Annotated in this window: 17 protein-coding genes; 11 read left to right on the plus strand and 6 right to left on the minus strand. The window is 63.3% G+C overall.

The annotated features are described in order from the left end of the window. Positions 1-1,054 precede the first annotated feature (1,054 nt). The gene (locus E3T54_RS11815; protein WP_134475851.1) at positions 1,055-1,462 is read left to right on the plus strand and encodes a hypothetical protein; all 408 of its coding nucleotides are present in this window, start codon (positions 1,055-1,057) and stop codon (positions 1,460-1,462) included. Between the two features lie 58 nt (positions 1,463-1,520). Here E3T54_RS11815 and E3T54_RS11820 read toward each other — a convergent pair whose 3' ends face one another. Both E3T54_RS11820 and E3T54_RS11825 read right to left on the minus strand, forming a co-directional pair. Beyond that, a complete protein-coding gene (locus E3T54_RS11820; RefSeq protein ID WP_134475852.1) occupies positions 1,521-2,345 on the minus strand; it encodes a CFI-box-CTERM domain-containing protein in 825 nt (274 codons plus the stop codon). A gap of 760 nt (positions 2,346-3,105) precedes the next feature. Beyond that, positions 3,106-4,248 (minus strand): hypothetical protein, encoded by a 1,143-nt coding sequence (locus E3T54_RS11825; protein WP_134475853.1) that lies wholly within the window; start codon positions 4,246-4,248, stop codon positions 3,106-3,108. 954 nt (positions 4,249-5,202) lie between these two features. On the opposite strand from E3T54_RS11825, the gene E3T54_RS11830 reads away from it, so the two are divergent. Beyond that, entirely contained in the window at positions 5,203-5,514 is a 312-nt protein-coding gene (locus E3T54_RS11830) for a hypothetical protein (protein WP_134475854.1), read from the plus strand. Between the two features lie 524 nt (positions 5,515-6,038). Here the strand turns inward: E3T54_RS11830 and E3T54_RS11835 are convergent. Continuing rightward, positions 6,039-6,506 (minus strand): hypothetical protein, encoded by a 468-nt coding sequence (locus tag E3T54_RS11835; RefSeq protein ID WP_134475855.1) that lies wholly within the window; start codon positions 6,504-6,506, stop codon positions 6,039-6,041. A 132-nt stretch (positions 6,507-6,638) separates the two neighbouring features. Between E3T54_RS11835 and E3T54_RS11840 the strand changes: the two genes are divergently transcribed. Next, positions 6,639-7,121 carry a hypothetical protein gene (locus E3T54_RS11840; protein WP_134475856.1) on the plus strand — a complete coding sequence of 161 codons (483 nt, stop codon included), beginning with the start codon at positions 6,639-6,641 and terminating at the stop codon, positions 7,119-7,121. Between the two features lie 376 nt (positions 7,122-7,497). Here E3T54_RS11840 and E3T54_RS11845 read toward each other — a convergent pair whose 3' ends face one another. Further along, positions 7,498-10,419, minus strand: a complete 2,922-nt coding sequence (locus tag E3T54_RS11845) for a hypothetical protein (protein WP_134475857.1) — start codon at positions 10,417-10,419, stop codon at positions 7,498-7,500. A gap of 896 nt (positions 10,420-11,315) precedes the next feature. Here E3T54_RS11845 and E3T54_RS11850 point away from each other — a divergent pair. After that, positions 11,316-12,221 (plus strand): hypothetical protein, encoded by a 906-nt coding sequence (locus E3T54_RS11850; protein WP_134475858.1) that lies wholly within the window; start codon positions 11,316-11,318, stop codon positions 12,219-12,221. A gap of 121 nt (positions 12,222-12,342) precedes the next feature. Here the strand turns inward: E3T54_RS11850 and E3T54_RS11855 are convergent, their stop codons facing one another. Further along, positions 12,343-13,587: a site-specific DNA-methyltransferase gene (locus E3T54_RS11855; RefSeq protein WP_166804909.1), complete on the minus strand. Its 1,245-nt coding sequence runs from the start codon at positions 13,585-13,587 to the stop codon at positions 12,343-12,345. A gap of 416 nt (positions 13,588-14,003) precedes the next feature. Here E3T54_RS11855 and E3T54_RS11860 point away from each other — a divergent pair, with 416 nt between their 5' ends. Then, positions 14,004-14,474 (plus strand): hypothetical protein, encoded by a 471-nt coding sequence (locus E3T54_RS11860; protein ID WP_134475860.1) that lies wholly within the window; start codon positions 14,004-14,006, stop codon positions 14,472-14,474. A gap of 269 nt (positions 14,475-14,743) precedes the next feature. Then, positions 14,744-15,046, plus strand: a complete 303-nt coding sequence (locus E3T54_RS11865) for a hypothetical protein (RefSeq protein ID WP_134475861.1) — start codon at positions 14,744-14,746, stop codon at positions 15,044-15,046. Between the two features lie 640 nt (positions 15,047-15,686). Here E3T54_RS11865 and E3T54_RS11870 read toward each other — a convergent pair. Beyond that, positions 15,687-16,433, minus strand: a complete 747-nt coding sequence (locus E3T54_RS11870; RefSeq protein WP_134475862.1) for a helix-turn-helix transcriptional regulator — start codon at positions 16,431-16,433, stop codon at positions 15,687-15,689. Between the two features lie 959 nt (positions 16,434-17,392). On the opposite strand from E3T54_RS11870, the gene E3T54_RS16845 reads away from it, so the two are divergent. From E3T54_RS16845 to E3T54_RS11895, 5 genes are all read left to right on the plus strand, one after another. Then, positions 17,393-18,283, plus strand: a complete 891-nt coding sequence (locus tag E3T54_RS16845) for an LAGLIDADG family homing endonuclease (protein WP_166804910.1) — start codon at positions 17,393-17,395, stop codon at positions 18,281-18,283. Between the two features lie 164 nt (positions 18,284-18,447). Next, complete coding sequence (locus E3T54_RS11880) at positions 18,448-18,663, plus strand: hypothetical protein (protein ID WP_134475864.1); 216 nt, start codon at positions 18,448-18,450, stop codon at positions 18,661-18,663. Continuing rightward, positions 18,663-18,932, plus strand: coding sequence for a hypothetical protein (locus tag E3T54_RS11885; protein WP_134475865.1), 270 nt, complete (start codon positions 18,663-18,665; stop codon positions 18,930-18,932). Before E3T54_RS11880 ends, E3T54_RS11885 begins: the two co-directional genes overlap by 1 nt. A 222-nt stretch (positions 18,933-19,154) precedes the next feature. Beyond that, complete coding sequence (locus tag E3T54_RS11890; RefSeq protein WP_134475866.1) at positions 19,155-19,607, plus strand: hypothetical protein; 453 nt, start codon at positions 19,155-19,157, stop codon at positions 19,605-19,607. Between the two features lie 8 nt (positions 19,608-19,615). Continuing rightward, entirely contained in the window at positions 19,616-20,059 is a 444-nt protein-coding gene (locus E3T54_RS11895; RefSeq protein ID WP_134475867.1) for a hypothetical protein, read from the plus strand. Positions 20,060-20,194 lie beyond the last annotated feature (135 nt).

Here is a 20,194-nt window from a genome sequence, read left to right on the forward strand (position 1 = left end):
ACAACCCCGTCGAGGTCATCGATGAGGCGGTGATCCTCCCCGAACTCGCCGCCGCCTAAACTAGAACAACTGACCCGCACGGTGTTGAGAAACTCCACCACTCAGCGGGACGTGACCCACCGTGAGCGCATCGAATCGTTGTCCGATCTCCTCATTCGCGGTGGCGAAAAGGCTGCCGTAGCGGAGAAAGAACTGTCACCGATTCAATTCCGGTTCTTCAACAGCTGGCCGGGATGGTCGTGAGATCGATTGTGCCGCTAACTGCACACTCGCGCGCCGACTCACGCAGTCACGCGAGCTATCGAACTTGGTTTCCGGTCAGAGCTGGTGGGGAGCCGTCGCACTCCTTCGATACACCGCGATCCGGAACAAACGGATCTGCCCAGGGCTTTCCACCAGATTTCAAAAGCGGTGTTGAGTCCGGGGTGATCAACGGCGAGGGCCTGACCGTTCTCGACTTCGGTAACTTCCTCCTTCCCTCGTTTAGGTGGGCCATCTTTTCCAGCTCCAGCGCACCAGCCTCTAAGAGGATTCGCAGTCCCAGGTGCCAGTCATACAGTTTCTGATCTTCCTGGGAACCCGAATCAGTCGTGGTGTTCCCGTGTCCTTGTGTGCCGTGTGGCCGAAATTACTGCGCTCTGCGCCCGCTGGGTTCAGGGATCGCGTCTCGTTACCTCCCCATAGTGGACTCCCAGCGCAGGTACCGGCCTCGGATGAACTTGGACTTTTGACGCTTAGTTCCCGGCCTTAACCCCACGCAGAAACGAGACCATTTGGAGTGGCTGAGCGGTGGCGAAATTCTTGCGGAATCGACCCGGACGGCACCTGACTCGTACTGGAATGGTCCAGCGGCTAGAGGGCTTTCGAAGGGCACGACCGGCCCGGTCATGGGTGCGCCGGGATCCCTTGCCCGCAGCTTCGAGAATGTTCCGCGAGTCGGTGTCTGGGCGCCCTTGTCAATGAAATACCCTGACCGGGAACGGCTTTGACCCTCGTGAGTATGAGATGGGGGATTCGGTGCCGCCACCCTCGCCGCATCTGAAAGGACTCACCGATGAGCCTCTCCAACCCCTCCCTCGAAGCTGCCCGCCGCCGCCTCAAATCACAGCGCGGCTGGGGAGCCGCACTCATGTGGACCGCCCCGGCTGGCTTCCTCCTCGGAGCCACCAGCGGCGACGGCTCCTGGCACGCTCTTGCCGCCGTGTTCTTTGTCACCGGCCTCATCATCCGTGGCACCGCCAAGCATGGCGTGCAACTTGCCGCCGCCGCCCGCGCCGCCCAGATCGCCACCACCCTCGGCATCAACACTGTGGCGCTCGGCAGCCAGATCGCCGGGCTCATCCTCAACCAGGCCATGGTGGAAGCGGCCACACTCACCGCCCAAGAGGGCATTCCCCTCGATCAAGCGTTTGATCACTTCTATACTGCCGGCCTCGCCCGAGCCATCGACGCCCACTTATGAAGCCGTGACGTCCCGGCTCACACTCCGGGTGACGGACTGGCCGCCCTTGCGCGTGCTGCTACAGATCTTGGTATGGGCCGTCGGAGACTCCTTGCTCAATCAGTCGCGCAACCAACCGGTCGAGAGGCTTTCTTGTGATGAACACGAACCATGCCCTGCGGCCTACAGCGCGCACCAGGCCAGGACTGACGGCGTAGTAGAGGCGGATGGCTGCCTTGCCGTGCCAGGTTGGGGAGAGCACGGAGTCTCTCCACCTGCGAAGCGCCCACACCTGGGGGCAATCGTAGGACCCGTATACGGACGTCGCGATATAACAACCGCCGCCGCCGCTAGTGCTTCGTTCCGGTGCGCTCTTGCCCGGTTGCGGTGCGCCGACCGAACCCCGCGTGGCCGCGGCGGATTGTGCGTCTTGGAAGGCAGTATCGAGATACACGACGCAAGCGGCCGCCAGAAAGTTGTACTCCGCGTCCAGACGCGTCAGCGTTTCGTACAACGTGGCGAATCGAGGTTCTTTGGTTTGCACGTCTGACATCGTTGCGACAAGGAAGAGTTGACCAAGTAGTTCACGCCCGGATGCCTGCATTCCGGAGAGCTCAGCGTCACTTGCCGCTAGGGCAGTCGAGTGTGTTCCCGCGGTCCAAATCTTCAGCAAGCGCAACTGCGCTCGCGCGCCGACGTCACCGCGCTCAGCGTCGGTTTCGAGTGGCCGGAGGAACTTGTCAAAGAGGTCGGGATGAATTGTCGCCGTCAAGAGGTCGATAAGGACGAATATCGATGCCACTTGATATCGCCTGAGTTGGCCAAAGGGGTCGAGGTCTCTGACCTCGGGCGCTTCGCGAATCCGCCGCTCGATCTTCTGTACCTCTGGTGTCAACCCGATCATCGGGGCCCGCCGAGGTAGCGGCGGTCGTCGGCCAGCCGGTTCATCTGGTCCCGTTCGTTCCACACGGCGCGCGCGCGCGGTTTGTTCTCTCTGCTCACAATCGACCTTTCTTTCCCACTCATCAGAGTCTCTCGCGCTGTGCACTTGCGCGAGGAACCTGTGCCGACCCCAGTTCTGGGGATGTGGCTTGGAGCCGGCCTCGAGGGGAAGGTAATTGGGATCGCGTAACCGCTCAGGACATGGCTGCCAGGGACCAGGGCAGTCGTTCGGCGACTCTTCGGGCGGTGCGCTTTCGGCTCCGCCCGCTCGAGTCACGGGAGGAGCCTCCTGGTGAGTGATCGTCGTCTCGAAGTTGCCGTCGAAGTCACCGTCGCCGTGGAATGCGGGGAGCCGCCGACTTGAGCCTCGGTCGTGGTTCTGTCTCCGCTCGCGATCAGGCCTCTTCGTCTGGTGGGCCATAACGCGGCTCGGTTCGGTTTTGATCTCGGGTAGCGGCCGCCTACCCCCGTGGATCCGGGTCCGATTCGGCGCCGGTAGTGGAGTGCGAGAACCGCCGTCATAGGGCAATGACAGAAGCACCGCCAGACCTTGGCTGAACGAAGGAGAGCGAGTCGCTCCCTCCTGCCATTCCCTATGCGCGGCATATACGGCCAGGTGGGTTCATCGGATCAGAGGACGAATCTCGGAGAGTCCCTGTTCGGCGAGCGAGCAAACACTGACTCGTTCGGAGCCCCTGATTGAGGCTCCAGTCCTAGGTCAGTCAGGGGCGGAGGCGGGGGACATCTGGCCCACCGAACCGGAGCCTTTTCGGGGCACCCGCAGTTGACGTGGCGCCTCGCGCCGCGCCGAGCAGCACCCGTTCCCGCTCAGGGTCTTCAGGTGCAGGGATTGGGATAGTCGTGAATCCCAGGGCCTTGATTGCCATCGGCCAGAGTTGTGGAGGGTTCCCGGTTCGGAGCCATCGCGGGACGGACCGGACTCCGGTGAGATTGTCGAGGACGGCGAGGGCGTCCTCGGGGTATAGAGGTTCAAACGGCGTGTCGAAAACGTCTAGCAGCGACGCTTTTTCCCACAGGGTTGTGGGGGAGAAGGGTGCGCCGGACGGTCGCCACGCCTCCAGGGTGAAGAATTCCGGACTCGCGTGGTGGGCGCTCGGGAACCAGTCTTCCCAGCTGACGACGAACATCCGGGATTGGGTGCGATCGCCGATGATGCCCGAATAGTCACGAGCGGCCTTCTGGACCACTGTTCGCACGCGCGCGACTGCCTCGCCCCGGTTGAGTTTCTTGCCGGGCGGGGTTGCGACGACGAAGACTACGGCGGCCAACGCAGTGTCGGCGGTGCGAGTCCTGTTGAGCAGCTCCGCCCACGCGCGCACCTTCTTCTCGAGTGCCCCTGTCATACTCGCGGTCAGCTCGACTGCGATGCGGGCCCCGTCTGTGCGAATCAGCGTGGCGTCGGCGGCGCGTTGCATGCCGGCGGGTGGCGCCGCCTGACCAGCGCCCCTGTAAGCGAGCAGATCCCAGGTTGAGAGCTTCTCTCCGACAACAGCGCCGGCCTCGCAGTACTCCGCGATGCGCAACGCGAGCTCGGCGGCCAGGATGTTGTGCCGGTCGTACTGGCCTCCTGAAGCCCAGGGCAGGCCAGCCGTGACCGAGATCCACTCGGGGTACGTGATCCGCGAGGAGACGTCACGGTCGAAATTCTTGGTCCGGCTTGGCCGGTAGAGCAGGGTTCGTCGATCGCTCCCGGTTGCGCTCATCCCGCCGGTCAAGCTGCCCTGGTCAGCGATGCCCGCCGCCCACAGTTCGGCCATGGTCCGGCTCCGCGCACCGGCTGAGGCGGTGTCGCCGGTGATGGCGGCGAGCTGCTCCCCGGTGACGGTTCGCCATGAGTCGATCACCGACATCGCATTGAGACGAGGCTGGGACCGTGCGGCGGACCGCAGGGAGTCCCTCAGGGACGTGGCCGGAATCGCAAGGTGCGCGGGGACACGTCCGCGTCCGGACTGCTCCATCCGTCCGGCGAGGTCGAGACTGAGCCACGAGGCGCTGGAACCCTGTTCCCACAAGCCGTCCCAGAATGGGTCCAGACGCTCCGCGGCGGTGAAGCCCGGAGTGGGACATGCGGAGCGGCGCGTGGCCAGCGCAATTGCGCCTTCGTTTCGCGCGGATTCTTGGGTCAGTTTTTCGGGGGACACTGCTGCTCTTTTCGTCTCGGATTTCGCGGCATCGGGAGACGCCGTCCACCTGAGAAGATGCGGCGGAATACGGGCGGTCCTGCTGAGATCGCTGCACAGGATTCGGACGAATTTCCCCGAAGCCAAGGGGGACGCGGCGCAGCCCTGCTTACTCCTGCAGGCACCAGGGTCCTGAGGTGTGAAGATCTGACTCCCGCACCTCGAATGCCGCGTCGACCGCGGCGCCTCGCGCCCGCGGAACTCTCATTGTGAAGTCACCGAATTCGAGTCCGCGAGCCGCAGGGTCGATGACGGTTCGCGACCCGCGGAGTTGGCCCCTCATCGTGTCCCGGCGCCACTACGCGAACCGGCCACAGTCAGTGTGTACGTGACCTGCCAGCTACCATCCTCCGTGCAGGAGCGACGTGCCGCGCTGCGCGCCGTTCCTGTCCCGCGTCCCGCACGTCGAGGGACGCAGGTGTTCCCACGGTTCCGTCCCACACCGTGACACCGCATCCGTCCCGATTCCGTGCCGGCTTCGACACGTCCTTGGGACCACCAATGCGGCCTTGCGCCTTAGGTGAGATAGCCGACAGATTTCGCATGGCGATTGGTCCGTCGTGGGCTGTGCAGGCGTAGAACTCGGCCCCGCGAGATAATGGATATGGGAGGTGCGACATGAAGAAGTTCGTCTACGCCAACGCGATCGAGTATGAAGTTCCTGGGTCGCTCAACGAGCTCGCAGGGCCATCTTCCGGTGTCCTTGACCTCCCGAGGACGATCTATTGGGGACCGGAAAAGACGGTCGATCTGGCAGATCCCATCGACCTTCAACGGATGTATCAAGCCCTGGTCCGCACTGGGACTCGGGAGGAGCAGGAACGCTGGCTGAATCGCGATTTGTTGATAGCAACGTGGCCGACCCTGGTTCTTCCCGTTCGCTGCACTGCACAGTGGGAATCGAAATTCTCTGAATTGACGAGCCTGTAAACGGGGCTCTTGCTTTCGGGACCGACGGCGTTGACTGAGCGAGCGCCCAGCGCCGTCATGAGCACGGCATGCCATCGAAACGCACCGTCGACGTGTCGGACACAGGGCGTGACGAAACGGTGGGGCAGGAGACGAGGGGGCGTCCGAAGGATTCGCGCCCGGCGAGAAGAACCGCGCATAGGGACGGTCGCGCAGCGACGGGTGAGGAGCGCAGCTCCGAGAGGGAGACGCGCCAGCGTCGACCGGCGCCACCGAGTGGATTGGCGACAGGACCACCGGGAGACACGACCGCTCTGCCGTGAACTCAAGTGGCAGCCCCGTGCGGTCCTGCCCTTCCGCCACCCTGGTATCCGGATCGGCCTATCGGCTGGCGACCGCGCCAGCGGGCGCCGCCCAGGAAGCGTGCTCGATCAAGGGATACGAAGAAGGTAACGGGGGCGAAGGCGAGCTGCGAGTGGGGCGGGTGAAATCGGGCCTCGGTTCCAAGCAGTCTCGCTTGGCGCCGGGGCCCGACTGCGCAAAGGCTACGGCTGGTTCTTCAGTTCCACGGTCGCAGAATCGCCTTGAATGCTCACTGCGAAGCTGATGAGGCCGTCCTTGTAGGTGAAATCTTTTGTGGCGTCGGTGGACGCCAGGAGGGCCGCGTCGGTCGCCGCAACGTCTCGTTGCGAGGACCAGGTGTGAGTTTCGGTCGTAGCTGGCGGGGCCTCGAACGTGCCTACCCAGTAGACGGCGGTGATGTCTTCGCTCCCCAGCTCCCAATCGACGCTGATGATGCCGTCGGCGATGGTAGCCGTCATGAAGTCGGTCTCGCTCAGCGAGTTGCTCTGCTTCCAATCGCCCGTCAGGTCAGGGGCCTTGGGCGCTTCCTCGACGGGCTTAGCCGCAGCACTGGCAGCAGGGGCAGTGCTGGCAGGGACGGTGTCCGTCCCGCCGCAACCGGTCAGGGCGAGAGCAGCAACCAAGACGAGGGGCGCGATGAGCTTCTTCATGGGATCTATCGTGGCAGATGCCTGAAACGGAAACGCTCCTCGACGCGCCAGTTGCGCTGCAGCACGAAGCAGATATGGCCCTACTCAGGGCGAGGGCAGGATCGCGCCAAGGCGTTGGAGCGACGGAGCTGCATGAATCAGGACGGCGACTTCTGCAGGGCGGTACATCCCGAAGGCACCCACATGGCATCGTCGGCAAGCGATGACGGCGCTTACTACGGGGCATACCTCGACGACGGGACGAGCGAACTCGGCGGGCAGACGAAGTTCCACAAGGTGGATCCCGAGCATGAGGTCTCGGAGGGCGGCGAAGCGGACCAGGTTCTCTCGACCGTGGTGCTGGTTCTGGCACTTGGCATCGCGGGAGGAGTCGTCGGCACGATCGTGGTCCAGTGCCTGCGGAGTGCGCGCCAACCGGTCGGGTTCTGCGCGATGCCCCTGAGCGCGTCACTGGTCAGTGTCGAGATCGGAGCCGTGACGACGGCCAGCCAACGCGAGCACGGCATGCCGGCGAGACTGATCGTCGACATACCGGCCCCTGCGCGCGGCGAAACGGTAGGGAGGGATCGGGTGGCGTCCGAAGGATGCGCTCCGGGCGAGAAGAACTGCGCATAGGGTCGGTCGCGCGACGGGTGAGGAGCGCAGCTCCGAGAGGGAGACGCGCCAGCGTCGACCGGCGTGGCTTCCGGGCCAGGATCTTTCGCGCTGACGAAGTCCGGGGCGCTGTGCCTGTCGCGCGTAGGGCACCGCCTCATTCAACGGCCCCTGCGGTCCCGCCGTCCGCCACCGTGGATCGGTGGCGGCCTATCGGCCTGTGCTCGAAGCTGCTTCGGTGAAGCGTGCCGCGCACTTCGGTCGCGGTGCTCACCGACCGGCACGATGCCATCTCGACCTGCAGAACGCTCCTTGGCGTGGGCTGAGGGGGCGGCGCGGCCGCAGCCAGCCGCCCCGACCCCTCGTGCAGCTCAAGAGTCCGCTGCGACTGCGCCGCCTATTCGGCTGATGGTGTCAGTCCGAACAGCGTTTCTTTGTTGACCGGGAACCAGCTGGCCTTACGATCGCCCCCGGTCCTCACCTGCACCTTGAGCCCGACCGTGTGCGCGTAGTGCGGGTGCATGAGGTTCAGCAGCTTGGCGCTCTTCCACGAGCTTTCACCGCGAGTTCCGGGTTTGATCTCATCGGGGTAGTACCGACGTGCCACGTTGAATGCCTCGGTGGGATCCAGCAAGATGACCTCGATCTGCTCACCTGTTTTCGACTCGAAGGTCTTGATCTCGCCCACGCAGTGTCCTTGGGCCATTGGTTCCGGCTGGCCCTTCTGGTGCCAGCCCAGGTCGTGCGTAGCGATGCCCCGCACTTGTGGCGCGTTCGGGCTGCCGTCGAGATTGGCTAGATAGGCGTGGCCCGACGACAGAGCCTTGGCAATGCAGTCGATGAGAACTTGCCCAGGCTCTGCTGGAGGCTTCGTGGTCACGTCGAGAGCGACCTGCTCGCATACGAGGGCTGACAGGGCGCCCTCGTCGAATGTGAGCGTGTCTGCGAGGGCATCTTCGCCGAGCTCGCGGAGAAGGATCTCCAGCCCGAGGAGGCCCAGGCATAGGTCTCCCGCAAGCTCAGCCGGTCTCGTGGTTCTGCTTGGATCCACGCCGCGCCTCTCGAGGATGAGCGCTGCGTTATCGACCGATGCAGCCAAGTCGCCGGTCAGTTCGACGATCATATTTCGCCATCCTCGACGCTCTCCTTCGAGGATCATCATCCTGAGCACTGCAGCGGTCACTCGTGCTGCGGTGGTCGTTCGCGTCGCCAGGGCTTGGGCTTCGTCTCTCGCCGCGGCCTTGAGGCCAGCGAATTCAATCGTGACAAGACGCTGCCGAATTGAGTCGATTGACGGAAGGTTCTCTGCGGTGACGATGAGAAGGGCAATGGGCTCCGCGACCGGCTTTGACGTCATATCTGCGTTCATCCGGCGTTTCCCAGTTCCGTTGTGAACGGCGCGGATTAGCTGGTCGACGCTTGCTGTCTCAGCGTCTGCCTTCTGCCTGCTGACACTCGGTGCGAGGTCATCGGCAACCCAGATGGGTGTCTTCGAGATCGCGGTCTCCGTAGAGGCCATCGTGTCGCCGGCGCTGCCGGGCAATTCCGTCCACGAAGCGGGACGCGACTGCCAGAACGACATTATCTGCTCGGCTGTCCAGGACTTCCCCTTCTGAGGCGCGCCGTGAAAGTACATCGCCACAGACGTGTGCAGCGGAACAGTCGGACGCAGAGCCGCTGCGAGAACCGTGGCCGCGATCTTCTTGTCCAGCCACGGTCCGTCGTCGATGTACGCGCGAAGTACCGTCCTGATGTCGTCCATGAGATTGTATTTGCCGGTCGGGTCGCTGAACTCCGGCCCAACGTACACGTCGTGCACACCGAACTTCGTGGCGCCCGCCAGGACAGCGCCCGTTACGCCAGCGATTACTGAGGCGGACGCTGACGGTGTCGACGCGACGACCTGGTCGCCCACGATGAAGGCGCGGGCCTCGTCGCCGGGTACTGGCACCCAACCCATGACCTGCCAGACCGTGCGTGATTTCGTGCTCTGTGTCTCGCTGCCTTTCATGGCCTTGAGCCAGTCTGCTCCCTTCCTCGGTGGCCACGCCGGGGAAGCCAGGACCGATTCGGGAATGTGGGCTCCGTGGCGAATCCAGTCGATGGGCTGGTAGTTGAGGATGTTCGTGGGGCCGGAGATTACCCCGGACGCTTTGTTCCCGTGGACGTCGATCCAGGCGATTTCGATCTCGCAGCGTGAGATCGAAGGCTGGCGATCAGCTCCAGCACCGAATGGTTCACCCACAGTCTCCTGGGGCGTGGGTGTGCGTTGGACGTCCAGGGTGGCGATTCGCCCCCCAATGGCTTCCCTCAACTGCCATTCCACACCGCGCTGTCGCCCATCCTCATCCTTGATCGCTACGCACTGTTCCAGGCAGGTGCCGTCGCGTCCGACACGCCATTCTCCCTCTCGGGCATCGTCAGGTTTATCAGGTCGGGGCGGCAGTTCAGGTGAGATCAGATCACCCAGGTCAGCCCATGTGCCGAATGCGCAGAAGAAGTCGTCGAGTCCCATTGATCGGTTCTCAGCCAGCGCTGCGCCGGCGGCTGCGCTGCGGGAGAGATCCACGAGGAGAGGGGATCCGTGCTTGTTCTCGATGAAGTCGAACATCTGCTGCGCCATTCCCCAGACGTTCCAGTTTGTGGCCACGTCTCCGTCGAAGGACACGAGCACGCGGCTCCCCTTGAACCTCAGCGTGTGCCACTCGGGGTTTGATCGCCAGTTGGCGACGCCCGCAACGCTCAGAATGGACACCCGTTCGTGCGGGGGGATTCTGTCCAGGATCGCGGAGAGACGCCGCATGGCGCTTACACGGATGCGGTCTGTGTCAATCAGTTCCAGCTCCTCCTTCGCCGCGTGGAGCAGGATCTGTGCGGTGAGGGCTGAGTCTCCCTTGAGCAGGCCCTCGGCGATCAACGTGCGGGGGGCGCTGTGCATCCACTCGCGGGTCATAGCGGGGTGGAAGTCCAGGACTGTGTCCTGGCCGACCAGGAATTCGTACTTACGCTGCTTCCCCGTGGCCTCGTTGAGACGCGGGAAGCGCGGCCGCACCTGCACGCTGGACACCTCGGGAACGACAAAGGCATCTGCGGTGGACACCAAGTTCTCGGCGGAGTACCAGGGCATCACGAGCACGTCTCCGCCACTGGAACACATAGAGAGGAACTGACGGCCGGGCTTTGTTCGGCCGTCACCCAGCCCCCATCGCTGGGCGAAGTCCTTGGACTGTTCCGCGTGCACCGACTCGTAGCCGCGAGCGGCGGCCACGAGAGGCGCGACAGCTGAACTTGCCAACTTGATGGCGCCGGACCCGGTCACGATGGGGGAGTAGTTGGAAGGCAGCCATTGGGCGGCGGCAGCGGTTTCCGTTGGGTGGCTGGGGGGTGAGGTGGGTGTGGTCATGACGTCCCTATGCGGGGGTCTGGTGGACGGCTGGGTTCTGGAGTCGGTGACGCTGATCTCCGTGTTGTGGGATGTGGGCTGGGTGTTGGTCATGGGGTCCCTATGCGGGGGCCTGGTGGGCGGCTGGGTTGTGGAAGCGGAGTCGGTGATTCGGCAGCTGGGGGACATGGGTTGGGTGTTGGTCATGGGTGCCCTATGCGTGCATTTTCAGTCGGCTGGGTTTTTGGCGTCCCGGTGCCGTTGGTAGCGACAGTCCAGGTCGGATTTCTGGTGCGCATCTCGGACGATCGAACTGTTGCATCGGCGTTTCCGTGAACCTGCGCGACAAGCCGAGGACGCGCCACGGCTGCCGGATTCAGGGCCCACCGTCCGGCAGGTTGGTCGCCGCCACTTGTTCGGGGAACCAGGTGAAAGCTGGACGCCCACTCCTCATAGCGGTTGCCGCGCCTCCTCTCCTTCGTGTCGCAGGAGACCGGAAGCCTCGCGATCCATTGCGGGCCGTCTGAGTCTCAAGTGAGACAAACGGACACAGGACAGCGTTGACAGAGCATTTACAGAGATTGACTGCCTACTACCTACCTAACTACTTCTATTCCTTTCAGACATAAGACAGACACACCAGATATCGACTCATTGGCTGCTGTGGCGCGAGTTCCGGCGTCTTCCGCGCGTCTACGGGAAATGGGCCGTGCGAGACGAAATCGGCTGAACTTGGCTTCCCAGGCAACGGACACTGTTCGGAATTGCATGAGCGGACCTCGGCGATCGAATCCAATCTCGGTGCAGGCCAGAATGCCGCGCATAGGTACTGCATGACCAAGACAACCCCCACCGCACTGCGGAACACTCCGTCGGCAGCCCAGCTCAGCGACAATGAAGCCATCTCGGTGGCGCAAGCGCTGGTGCGGCTCTCCGCCGAGTCCCACAACCTCAATGCGCAGGATGTAGAGGACATCGCCCAGGATGCAATCCTCGACGCTCTGGGCCGGAATGGCTCAGGGGGCCTGACCGAAGCGGTGTTGCTCAACGCCGTCACCCAGGCGATCGAGATCGAAATGAGCCGGAGAACCGGCACCCGCTCTGAAGATTTGCAGGCGCTGGCGGCCTTGGACGAGCTAATCGGACTTGAGCAGTCAATTCTCGAGCGTGACCTGACTGACGACGAGTGGCACGACTTGGCGCGCTCCGTGCGAAGCGGGTGGGAGGCTACGACCCAACTGCCCTCCGCCGGTTTCGCGTGGCGGCCGGTCGGGTTCGTCGGGGATCCCCATGGTGTCCCTCACGAAGGTCACCGCGTGGTGAGCCTCAATGACCCTCAGGTATCAGCCGAGGCGCATCGGGTTGAGGCGTTGCCTCTGGCCGATGGAAGTGAGGACTGGTTGGAGGACGAGTTGGATGCCGGGTTACTCACATTGGACCAGGCGCGTCAGAAGGCCTGGAATCACTTCTCAGCCGACAATGGTGTGCCGCGCACGCCAGATCGCATGGTTGGGATGAAAACGACGGAAGCAGCGGTAGAAGACGTCCGCACCCGCGGCGGCGTCATTGCTGTGGCGAGCTCACTGCTCGAGCGGGGTGCGGAGCCCGACTGGGGAGATCCGCTGTTCACCCCCTGGCCGTTCGCTGACGAGGCGGGTCGCCGCCGGATCGCTGAGCTCCTCGCCGGGACCGTCGCCAGTTCGCTGAAGGACTGTGGGAATCAGCAATCGACACCGTGACGGCTGTGGTCGAGCACGGCCTGATCGACAGTGGACTTCGGCCTCTGTCCTTCGTCCCGTCGTCCGAGCCGGGCATGGTCGGCCACGTGATCTGGGCCTGACAGGGCCGGGCGGAGCCGCTCTACTTGACGCGGAAGAAGTCGACGTTCTCGGCGTACACCTGGCCTGTGTACTCCGAACCATCTTCGCGCACACCTGTGACGATGGTCTCGATCCTCGGTCGGCACACTCGACGGAACACGCCTCTCGATTCCCACTCTGCATCGCCCGGTTCGTGGCCAGCTGCGGTGAGCGTCTTCTGATCCGAAACCGACACCTCGTTGTTGGTAACGAGGATTGATCGCCGTGTCCCGCCGTCCTCGGCATTGAGCATCATGACGGCCTCGGCGGTTGTGCCAGAGCCCGCGTAGAAGTCGAGGAACGTCGCGTCAGGTCCAGCCATCACCTTGAACCATCTGGCGAGGATACTTGGGTCCTTGGGGTGCGAGAACCGGGCCTCGCCGTCAAAAATGCGGTTCAGCAGCTTGGTACCCTCTGCCCTTGTCTGCGAAAAGCTGGGGACGGGTACCTGGTCAAGTTGCTCATCCAAGAAAAGCTTGCGCCAAGGAGTGGTGGTTTCATCAGGCCCGAAGAGGACTCGATCCTGCTCGATGTAAGCAGTCATGGTTGCTGGCGGGGCGACCCAATCACCCGGCGGCGGCGTAACGGGGCGGCCTGTGGCTGGGTGAAAGAGGTCGTAGCGGCCAGAACCCCGCCCCTGAGGCACACCGAGCGGCCCGATTCGGAACACGCGGCCAGTCTCGTCGACGCGGGTGTACTCGCGGAGGCCGGGGGAGAACTTCGCCTTGCGCCCCTTCCACCACGCACGCAGAAGAATGGTGGCTTCTGCGGCTGAGCCGTCAGCGTTCGACCACGCCTTCGCTCCGGCCGAGAGGACCTTCGTAACGCCCGGCTTGCGCTCTCGCCAGCGGACATCCGCGTCCATCATCGCTTGCTTCGAGCGGCCGTAGACGACCATATAGTCGACGCCGCCGCCGGTGAATCGACGGCCGGAGCTCACATCACCTTGGTGCACGAGGGTGGTCAAGTGTTGTCTGCTGCCGAAGACACTGTCCGCAAGGACACGAAGCCGCCCGATCTCGGCGTCGTCAACGGCCAGGACAATCACTCCGAGTTTCGAGAGCAGCTCTCGAGCCAGCGTCAGACGTATCCGAAGGTCATCCGCCCAGTCGGCGTGGCTGTCCCGGTAGGTAAGTCGTCGGCTCCGGCCGTTGTACGGACCATCGAGAAAGATCACGTCGACCGCTGCGCGGAAATCTTCGCGAAGCGCCTCGAGCACGGGCAGGTTGTCGCCCTCTACGACCATGTGAACCGGGCTGGCGGGGGAGCCATTGCGGAGTGAACCGTTTCGCGGGAACGGTGTTGCGTCGAAAAGCAGGGGGTTCTCCCGGACATGCGGGCCAGGCATAGCGCCGGCGAGGAACTTGGCTGAACGGTCGCTCGCCGTGTTCAGGCTATCGGTGGTGCATAAGACCAACCCTCAGCGGGACATCGGAGTTGTCCGCAAAGCGGATTCTCTACCGGACTGCTTGATCTTTGATAGCCAGGCGAATCACGCGGGTTGTCGTATACCTGGGCTTGAGTTCCACTCGTGCGACGGTGGTGGCGCGGAGACGCTGCGACTTATCGCGCTTGATGCGGGACTACAAGTGGAAGGCGGGATCACCGAGAGCCATAGGATGAGCGTAGTAATCCACATCTCTACTCTGGGGGAATCACAGCATGAACCGTCGCATCGTTGCTCTGACCATCGCTGTCGTCGCAGTACTTGGGCTCACCGCTTGCTCGGGAGGGTCGGACGACGCCCCGTCCAGCGAACCGGCTGCCACGTCGGCTCCTGCCGAAGACACGAGCACCGAGCAGACGGTCGCCGAAGCCTGCGTGAGCATGGCTGGACCGTTGCAGGAAGCGGCTACCACGATCTCCGAGGTCGCCAATGCGGCCTCCGACCCGCAGTCTGCCGTTGACGCCTGGACCGCCAGCGTCGATGCATTCCGCACCGTCTCGGAGTCCGTGACCACCCCGGAGGTCAAGGCGGCCGCGACCGCGGTGTACGAAGACACCGCCGCCGTGCGTGACGCGATCGCGAAGATTTACGTCGATGGGGACACGGGCGCGGTGACCGAACTCACCACCGCGACCAGCGACATGCAGACCTCGTACATGGCGCTGAACACGCTCTGCGCGGGCTGATCCCGCGAGAGGTCTTGTAGTCCTCTCTTCGGCCGGCGCACCGCTCAACGACTCGACGGATCAGAGGCTCTTCCCACGAGGAGACGACCCTGGTCGGCCTATCGGCAGTCGATACGCCGCCCGGTGGTTCAGACGATGACGCCCAGCCGCCAGGTGCCCGTATGCCGAACGCGTAAGGGACATCACGCGCCCGCCCGCGCGGGGCAACTCGGATCCGATGTTCGGAACACTGTCGCGGCTCTGTCGGTGGCACCGCGGAGACTGTGATGATGAGCTCCGAAATCGAGATACTGACGCCCGGTGTCGACCCCGATGGTGTGTACGAGATTGTCTGCGCCAGCGGCACGGTCTACACCGTGGCCTGGTCCACGGGCGGGCCGATGCTCGTACAGCGTTTCCCGACTGACGCTGCCCAGAGCATGTGGCTGGACGACCGCCCAGTGGAATTTCACAGCCTCCCGGCTTTCAGGGTGGGGGAGCCTGTCGAGCTCGGTGATCGCTGGCGCGGCGACGGCGAGCAGTATTCGCGCAGCAGTCCGATCGTGGGCATGCGGAGGGTCGATGACCAATGAAGGTCAGGGGTGTGCGGACGGAGCTCACGCGGATCGAGCCCGGTACTCGCGGCGAGTTTGAGGTGCGCACGACCGGCGCCATGTTTCGGCTCGAGTTCTACCGCTCCGGTGCCACCCTGCGCCGCGTCCCAGGACCGGACAGCCGCCGGTCTCCATACGACTGGCGCTCGACGGTCTTCTTCGGGACGCTTGACCCGATCACGGTGGGTGAGCCACCGGTCTTCATCCTCTCGGCGCGGGAGACCTGGGCTGGTTCCGCCGTGACTTCCATCCGCCTTCTACGTGATCCGTGCCGCGAGTGCGGCGGCCCCAACATCTTCCGCCGTGGCCGCTGCTGGCGGTGCATCGTCACCCCGGACCACGTGGCAGCGTTGTTCCGCGACCACTCCAACCCGCGTGAACGGCGGTGGCGGAATCGCGTAGTGCACGCAATCGACGGGTGGCTACTTTGTGTTAACGCTCGCACGGCCGAGACCCGGCAGAGACGACACTCATCGCGGTGACCCCGTCACGTGGTCCTCACGCATCCACGTCGTAATTCGCAGCACACTGGCTGCGCGGCAATACAGACTAAAGGGGACAATAGCCACTCACGGCTAACAATCAGCGCGCTCCCAGTGATCCTCCAAGAGACGGCCAGTCAAGCACCTTCGATGCTGGCCGTGAGCACGCGCGCCATCAGGTTGCCTTCGCCCTGGCGCATGCACGCGACGAGCGCGCGCCGGTAGTCGTGGCCGAGCTGGTGGGGCACCCAAAGCCACGGGTAGCCGTGATGAGCGAGGAAACCGCCGATTTGGTGGCGGGTGAATGCGGGGTCGGCTCCGTGCTGGGTCGCGCGGACGAGAAAGTCGATCGCGCGTCGGGGTACGTCAAGGTCGGAGTTCGCGGCTACGAGAGCTCCCCGCGTGATAACGGTGAGCCTCGGCTCGTCGCCGAGCTCGATGCCCTGCAGGACCTTCGCTGCCGACCCGCTCAGTTCACGCACCCGCCACACCGATATCTCGTCGCCGGTCACGGTGGTGCCTTCGACGATGGTCTTCACCTGACCCCAACTGACCTCGAGGCGCTCTGCGCTCGCATCTGCATCGACGATCACAGCCTGGTCTCGACGCGCTTTCTTCAACATCCGGTCCCGGTTGGGCGCCCACCCCGCCAAGGGTGCGAGGGCATCATTGTCTAGTCTCACCGGCCAGGCGCGGGGATATTCCACGGGAGCGTAAGTCTTGCCGAGTGCTTGGAAAATGCGCTCGGCCGTGTCAACGCGCGGAATCTTTCGGCCGGCCTCATAGTCCGTCACCGCCGCCCGAGAGGTGCCCGCCAGTTCCGCAAGGCTCGCAATGCTGAGGTGTGCGTCAGCGCGAGCGCCGCGCAGTTGGTCTGCGAACATGTGCCCCCCCTGTACTCGATCAGGTACATTGTCGCACGCTCGTCATTACAAACCCAAGGTGGCCACGAATAACAATGAATAGCAGCGAATATCGAATCTGGTTACTGAGATGGACTGTGCGTTATTCGACGCACGTGGACCATGAGGCAATCCGAGAAAGGCCTGCTCGACGTCAGCAGCGATCGTCCGCGCATAGGTCTCTATGCGCGGCATTCCGCCTGGAACGTCGGATTGTGCGCGCACTCGCGTCGACCCAATCCGATGTCAGAGGCAACCCGGACAATGGCGCTCACGGTCTCCACTCACGAGGCAGCTGAATGGCCGAACATGAAAGCAGGCGTCTGAATGAGTCACCGTTTGGATCCGGACGTGATCGCAAGGGCCGCATGCGCGGAACTAAAGTCAGCCCGAACGGCGGCTACAGCACTGTTGTCGAGACGCGCGCGTTGACGGCAACAGGCTGTGGAGCTGAATCAGAACCGCGCACGCCGGCGTCGAAAGGCGCCGAGGGATCGGGCGTTTCAGGTAGCAGCCGCATATATTCGGTGACTCGCGGCCACTTAGTAGATATTCGGGACATTACTGTCGGGGAAATCGTTCAAGGTGCCGGCCCAGATTTGAGACCGGTAGCGGGCCGAGTGACTTCTGTGGAGCCCGCGGGGACTCGCAGTACATACGCCACACGACTGTCTAATGGCTCGATTCTCACCTGCGCGCCGGGTCACCAATTCATGACGCCGGTCGGCTGGCATGAGACCGGAGACATTCGACCCGGCGATGTGATGGCTGCACCATGGGTATATATTCCGCCTGCTGGTGTCTCCGGTCGGCCCCGAGCGAGCGTCGCGCAGGGACGGATTCTTGGGCTCCTGCTTGGCGATGGTTACTTGGGACAGGCGGCGGACATTGACTTCGTGGGAGCGTCGCCGGAGCTGCACATTTCCTTCAGCCAAAGTGTCTTGAGCGCGTTCCCCGAGAGTACCTTCCGTTCGATAGTGAGGGAACGAGGAGTTGTAACGACCATGGTTTCAGGAGGTACTGTCCGCGGCGGAGTAGGCGGAACACCAGCAGGTGGGCTCCTGACATGGCTGAGAGAACTCGAACTGAAGACTCCACGGGGCGAGAAGAGCGCTGGCGGGTCCTTGTCAGACACAAAGTTCGTCCCGAAGTCGTTCTTGGAGGCCTCTCTTCCTGTCATCCAGGAGCTGGTCGGGGCTCTGTGGGACACCGATGGGTGCATCTTTCGATTCACGAAGTCTCCGGAAGGCAGAGGAGCCACGTATAAGACGATCTCGATTCAACTGGCGGAGGACGTGCGATTTTTGTTGCTCCGATTGGGCGTACCGACGAGTATCTCTCAATTGCCATATGAGGCCAGGAAAGGGAGCCGCCTCGCGTACCAAATCTCGGTTACCGACACGGTTCGCTTCGCTGAGATGCTCAACGGCCACCTACACCATGGAGGTAAAGCAGCGGAAGTCGCGCTCATGGCTGGACTCGGGAAAGACATGCACTCAAGAGCGAGGAGATTAGGCTCACACCTTCCCGTCGGGATCATCCAAGACTTGGTTCGTGAATCTGGAGTAAGCGTGCGGCCCGTTTTCGAGGCAGCCGGGCTCCCTCGGGCGATGATGTCACGTGCCGGCATGAACCATGTCGGTTACGGCAATCAAGTGCGCCTGGCTCTAGCCCTCGATAGCCCCAAGTTGCATCGGCTGACTGCCGTTCAGTGGGTGAAGGTCGTGTCGCAGGAAGCAGCTGCTGCCGATGAACTTGTGTTCGAGATCGCTGTGGATGGTGTCCATAGCATCATCGTCAACGGGGTTGCCGTTCGAACCCTCGAAAGATGAGTACCCGCCAAAAGCCGGGCCGGACAGGTCGTTGGCCTGGGGTGCACAGGCCAGGCGATCGCGTAATTCAGGATCGATGCTGCTGAGCCGGTCGGAGTGAGCACCGTGGAGACGACCACAGAGTCCGTCGCCTCTGTGTCGGAGGCCAGCGGTAGCGTGACGGCATGACACGCAGCCTGCGCCCCGATACCCGCTTTGTCTTCGCTGGTTCGTGGGAGGACTGTGCATCCTTGGCCAGCCGCGCTCGGCTCGGCCTCGATGACTGGGCTCATATCCAGCCCGTCGATGCAGGCCCGGCCGTGCGCGTGTACGAGCTGCGCGAAGACGTCGGCTTCCTCTCGGAGCGCCTGGCTGCTGGGCGTCGCGCGGGGAGCCAGTAATGACCGATTTTGGGGGCGACCGGCACCGCGGAACATTCGACATCTTGGTCGAGCCGCTGGCTGGCCGGGCAGCCCGCACGGTCACTCTCACCATCGACGGGAAGACTACGACCCTCACGGATGGGGGCGAAGTGCGCTCGATTCGTTTCAAGCGGCGGGTGGTGGGCGACTTCGGCCAATACGCACCGATCGTCAACGGGCGCACCCTCGAGGTGTTGGAGATCGGGAGGATCGCGAACTTCACCCGCAGGGGAGATGTTCCCCTTTGAAGACACGCAGCGACCGTGACGAGCCCGCTGACGTGGCCGGCCGCTCCTATGCAACCCACACAGTCGCCAGCAGGCGACGATGAAGAGGCGACGAGCGTTCGGATCGAGTGCGGCGAGACCTTGGCAGTTTGAAATCGACTTCGATCGCGACAAAGTGAAAAGATGGCGGGCATTTTCGTCGAAATCAAGCAAGTGACGTGAAGTGCCGCGCATAGGCACTTCATGAAGATGACATGCCCCCTAATTGCCACGGCCGCCGACGGTCGGACCCTCACCTATGACCTATATGCCAGCACCAGTGAGGCGAACGTCAGTAGTGAGTTCTCGTACACGATTGACGGTGGCCCTGCGCAGCTCAGTATCGGGCCCCTCGGCGTCGTGTTTGCCGCCAGCGGGATGAAGGAACCGTGCGTCATTTCGATTACCAATGTGCCGGCCGACGGCCGAACTGTCACAGCCTGTGGGACGACCGACGTCGCAGCGGTTGAGATGACAGACCGCGCCGGGACCGTCTACACGCTGCCGGCGCGCTACCAAACCGAGGGGCGCACCTGGAGCATGAACACGGCAGTCGCCGCGCTGCTCGCAATCGATGTCCTCTGCGGTGAGCCTGCGGCGGCCGCTCCCGTGTCCGCCAGGCGCAAGCGTTCGGCTTCCCAGAAGTGCCGCGCATAGGAACGCACATGAACGTTCACAAGAATGACCTATGCCCTGCGACGCGAACCACGATCAGCGGGTACAACCTCCGCAAATTCAGATGCTTCGGCCACGGACCCACGGGTACGGCATGGACGGCCACCATTTACCGAGACGGGAGGCGAGCTGTTGTTGTGACGGATGCCGCGAACGGAGAGGGACCTGAGTTCATCGCGCTTGGGGACGACATGAGTGCTTGTGCGCAGGAGATGGCCGCCTACCGGTTCCACGCCGCAGACGCACTCGGTGCACCAGGCTCGGACAGCGACGCGGCAGTGAGGTTTGCGCTGGTCTTGAAGTCCGCGGCTGACATCGACCAGGACGCCGAGGAATATCACATCCCTTGGACGGAAGCCCTCCGGGACTACGACTACAGCGGGGACGTCACGGCCCAACACGCGGATATGAGAATCCTTGGCCGTCTCCGGTAGCCGCCGCGCCACTCGTTCATAAATCCCGAGGGGCTTGGCATGCCATCTCGACCGTAGCCATGAACCGACTTCCAACCGGTATCTCTTCTGGTTCCCCCGCTGTTAGGGAATCTTCACCGTCGAAGCGGAGTACGT

Origin of the sequence: Cryobacterium sp. Sr8 (assembly GCF_004403225.1) — a bacterium.
Classification (GTDB): domain Bacteria; phylum Actinomycetota; class Actinomycetes; order Actinomycetales; family Microbacteriaceae; genus Cryobacterium; species Cryobacterium psychrotolerans.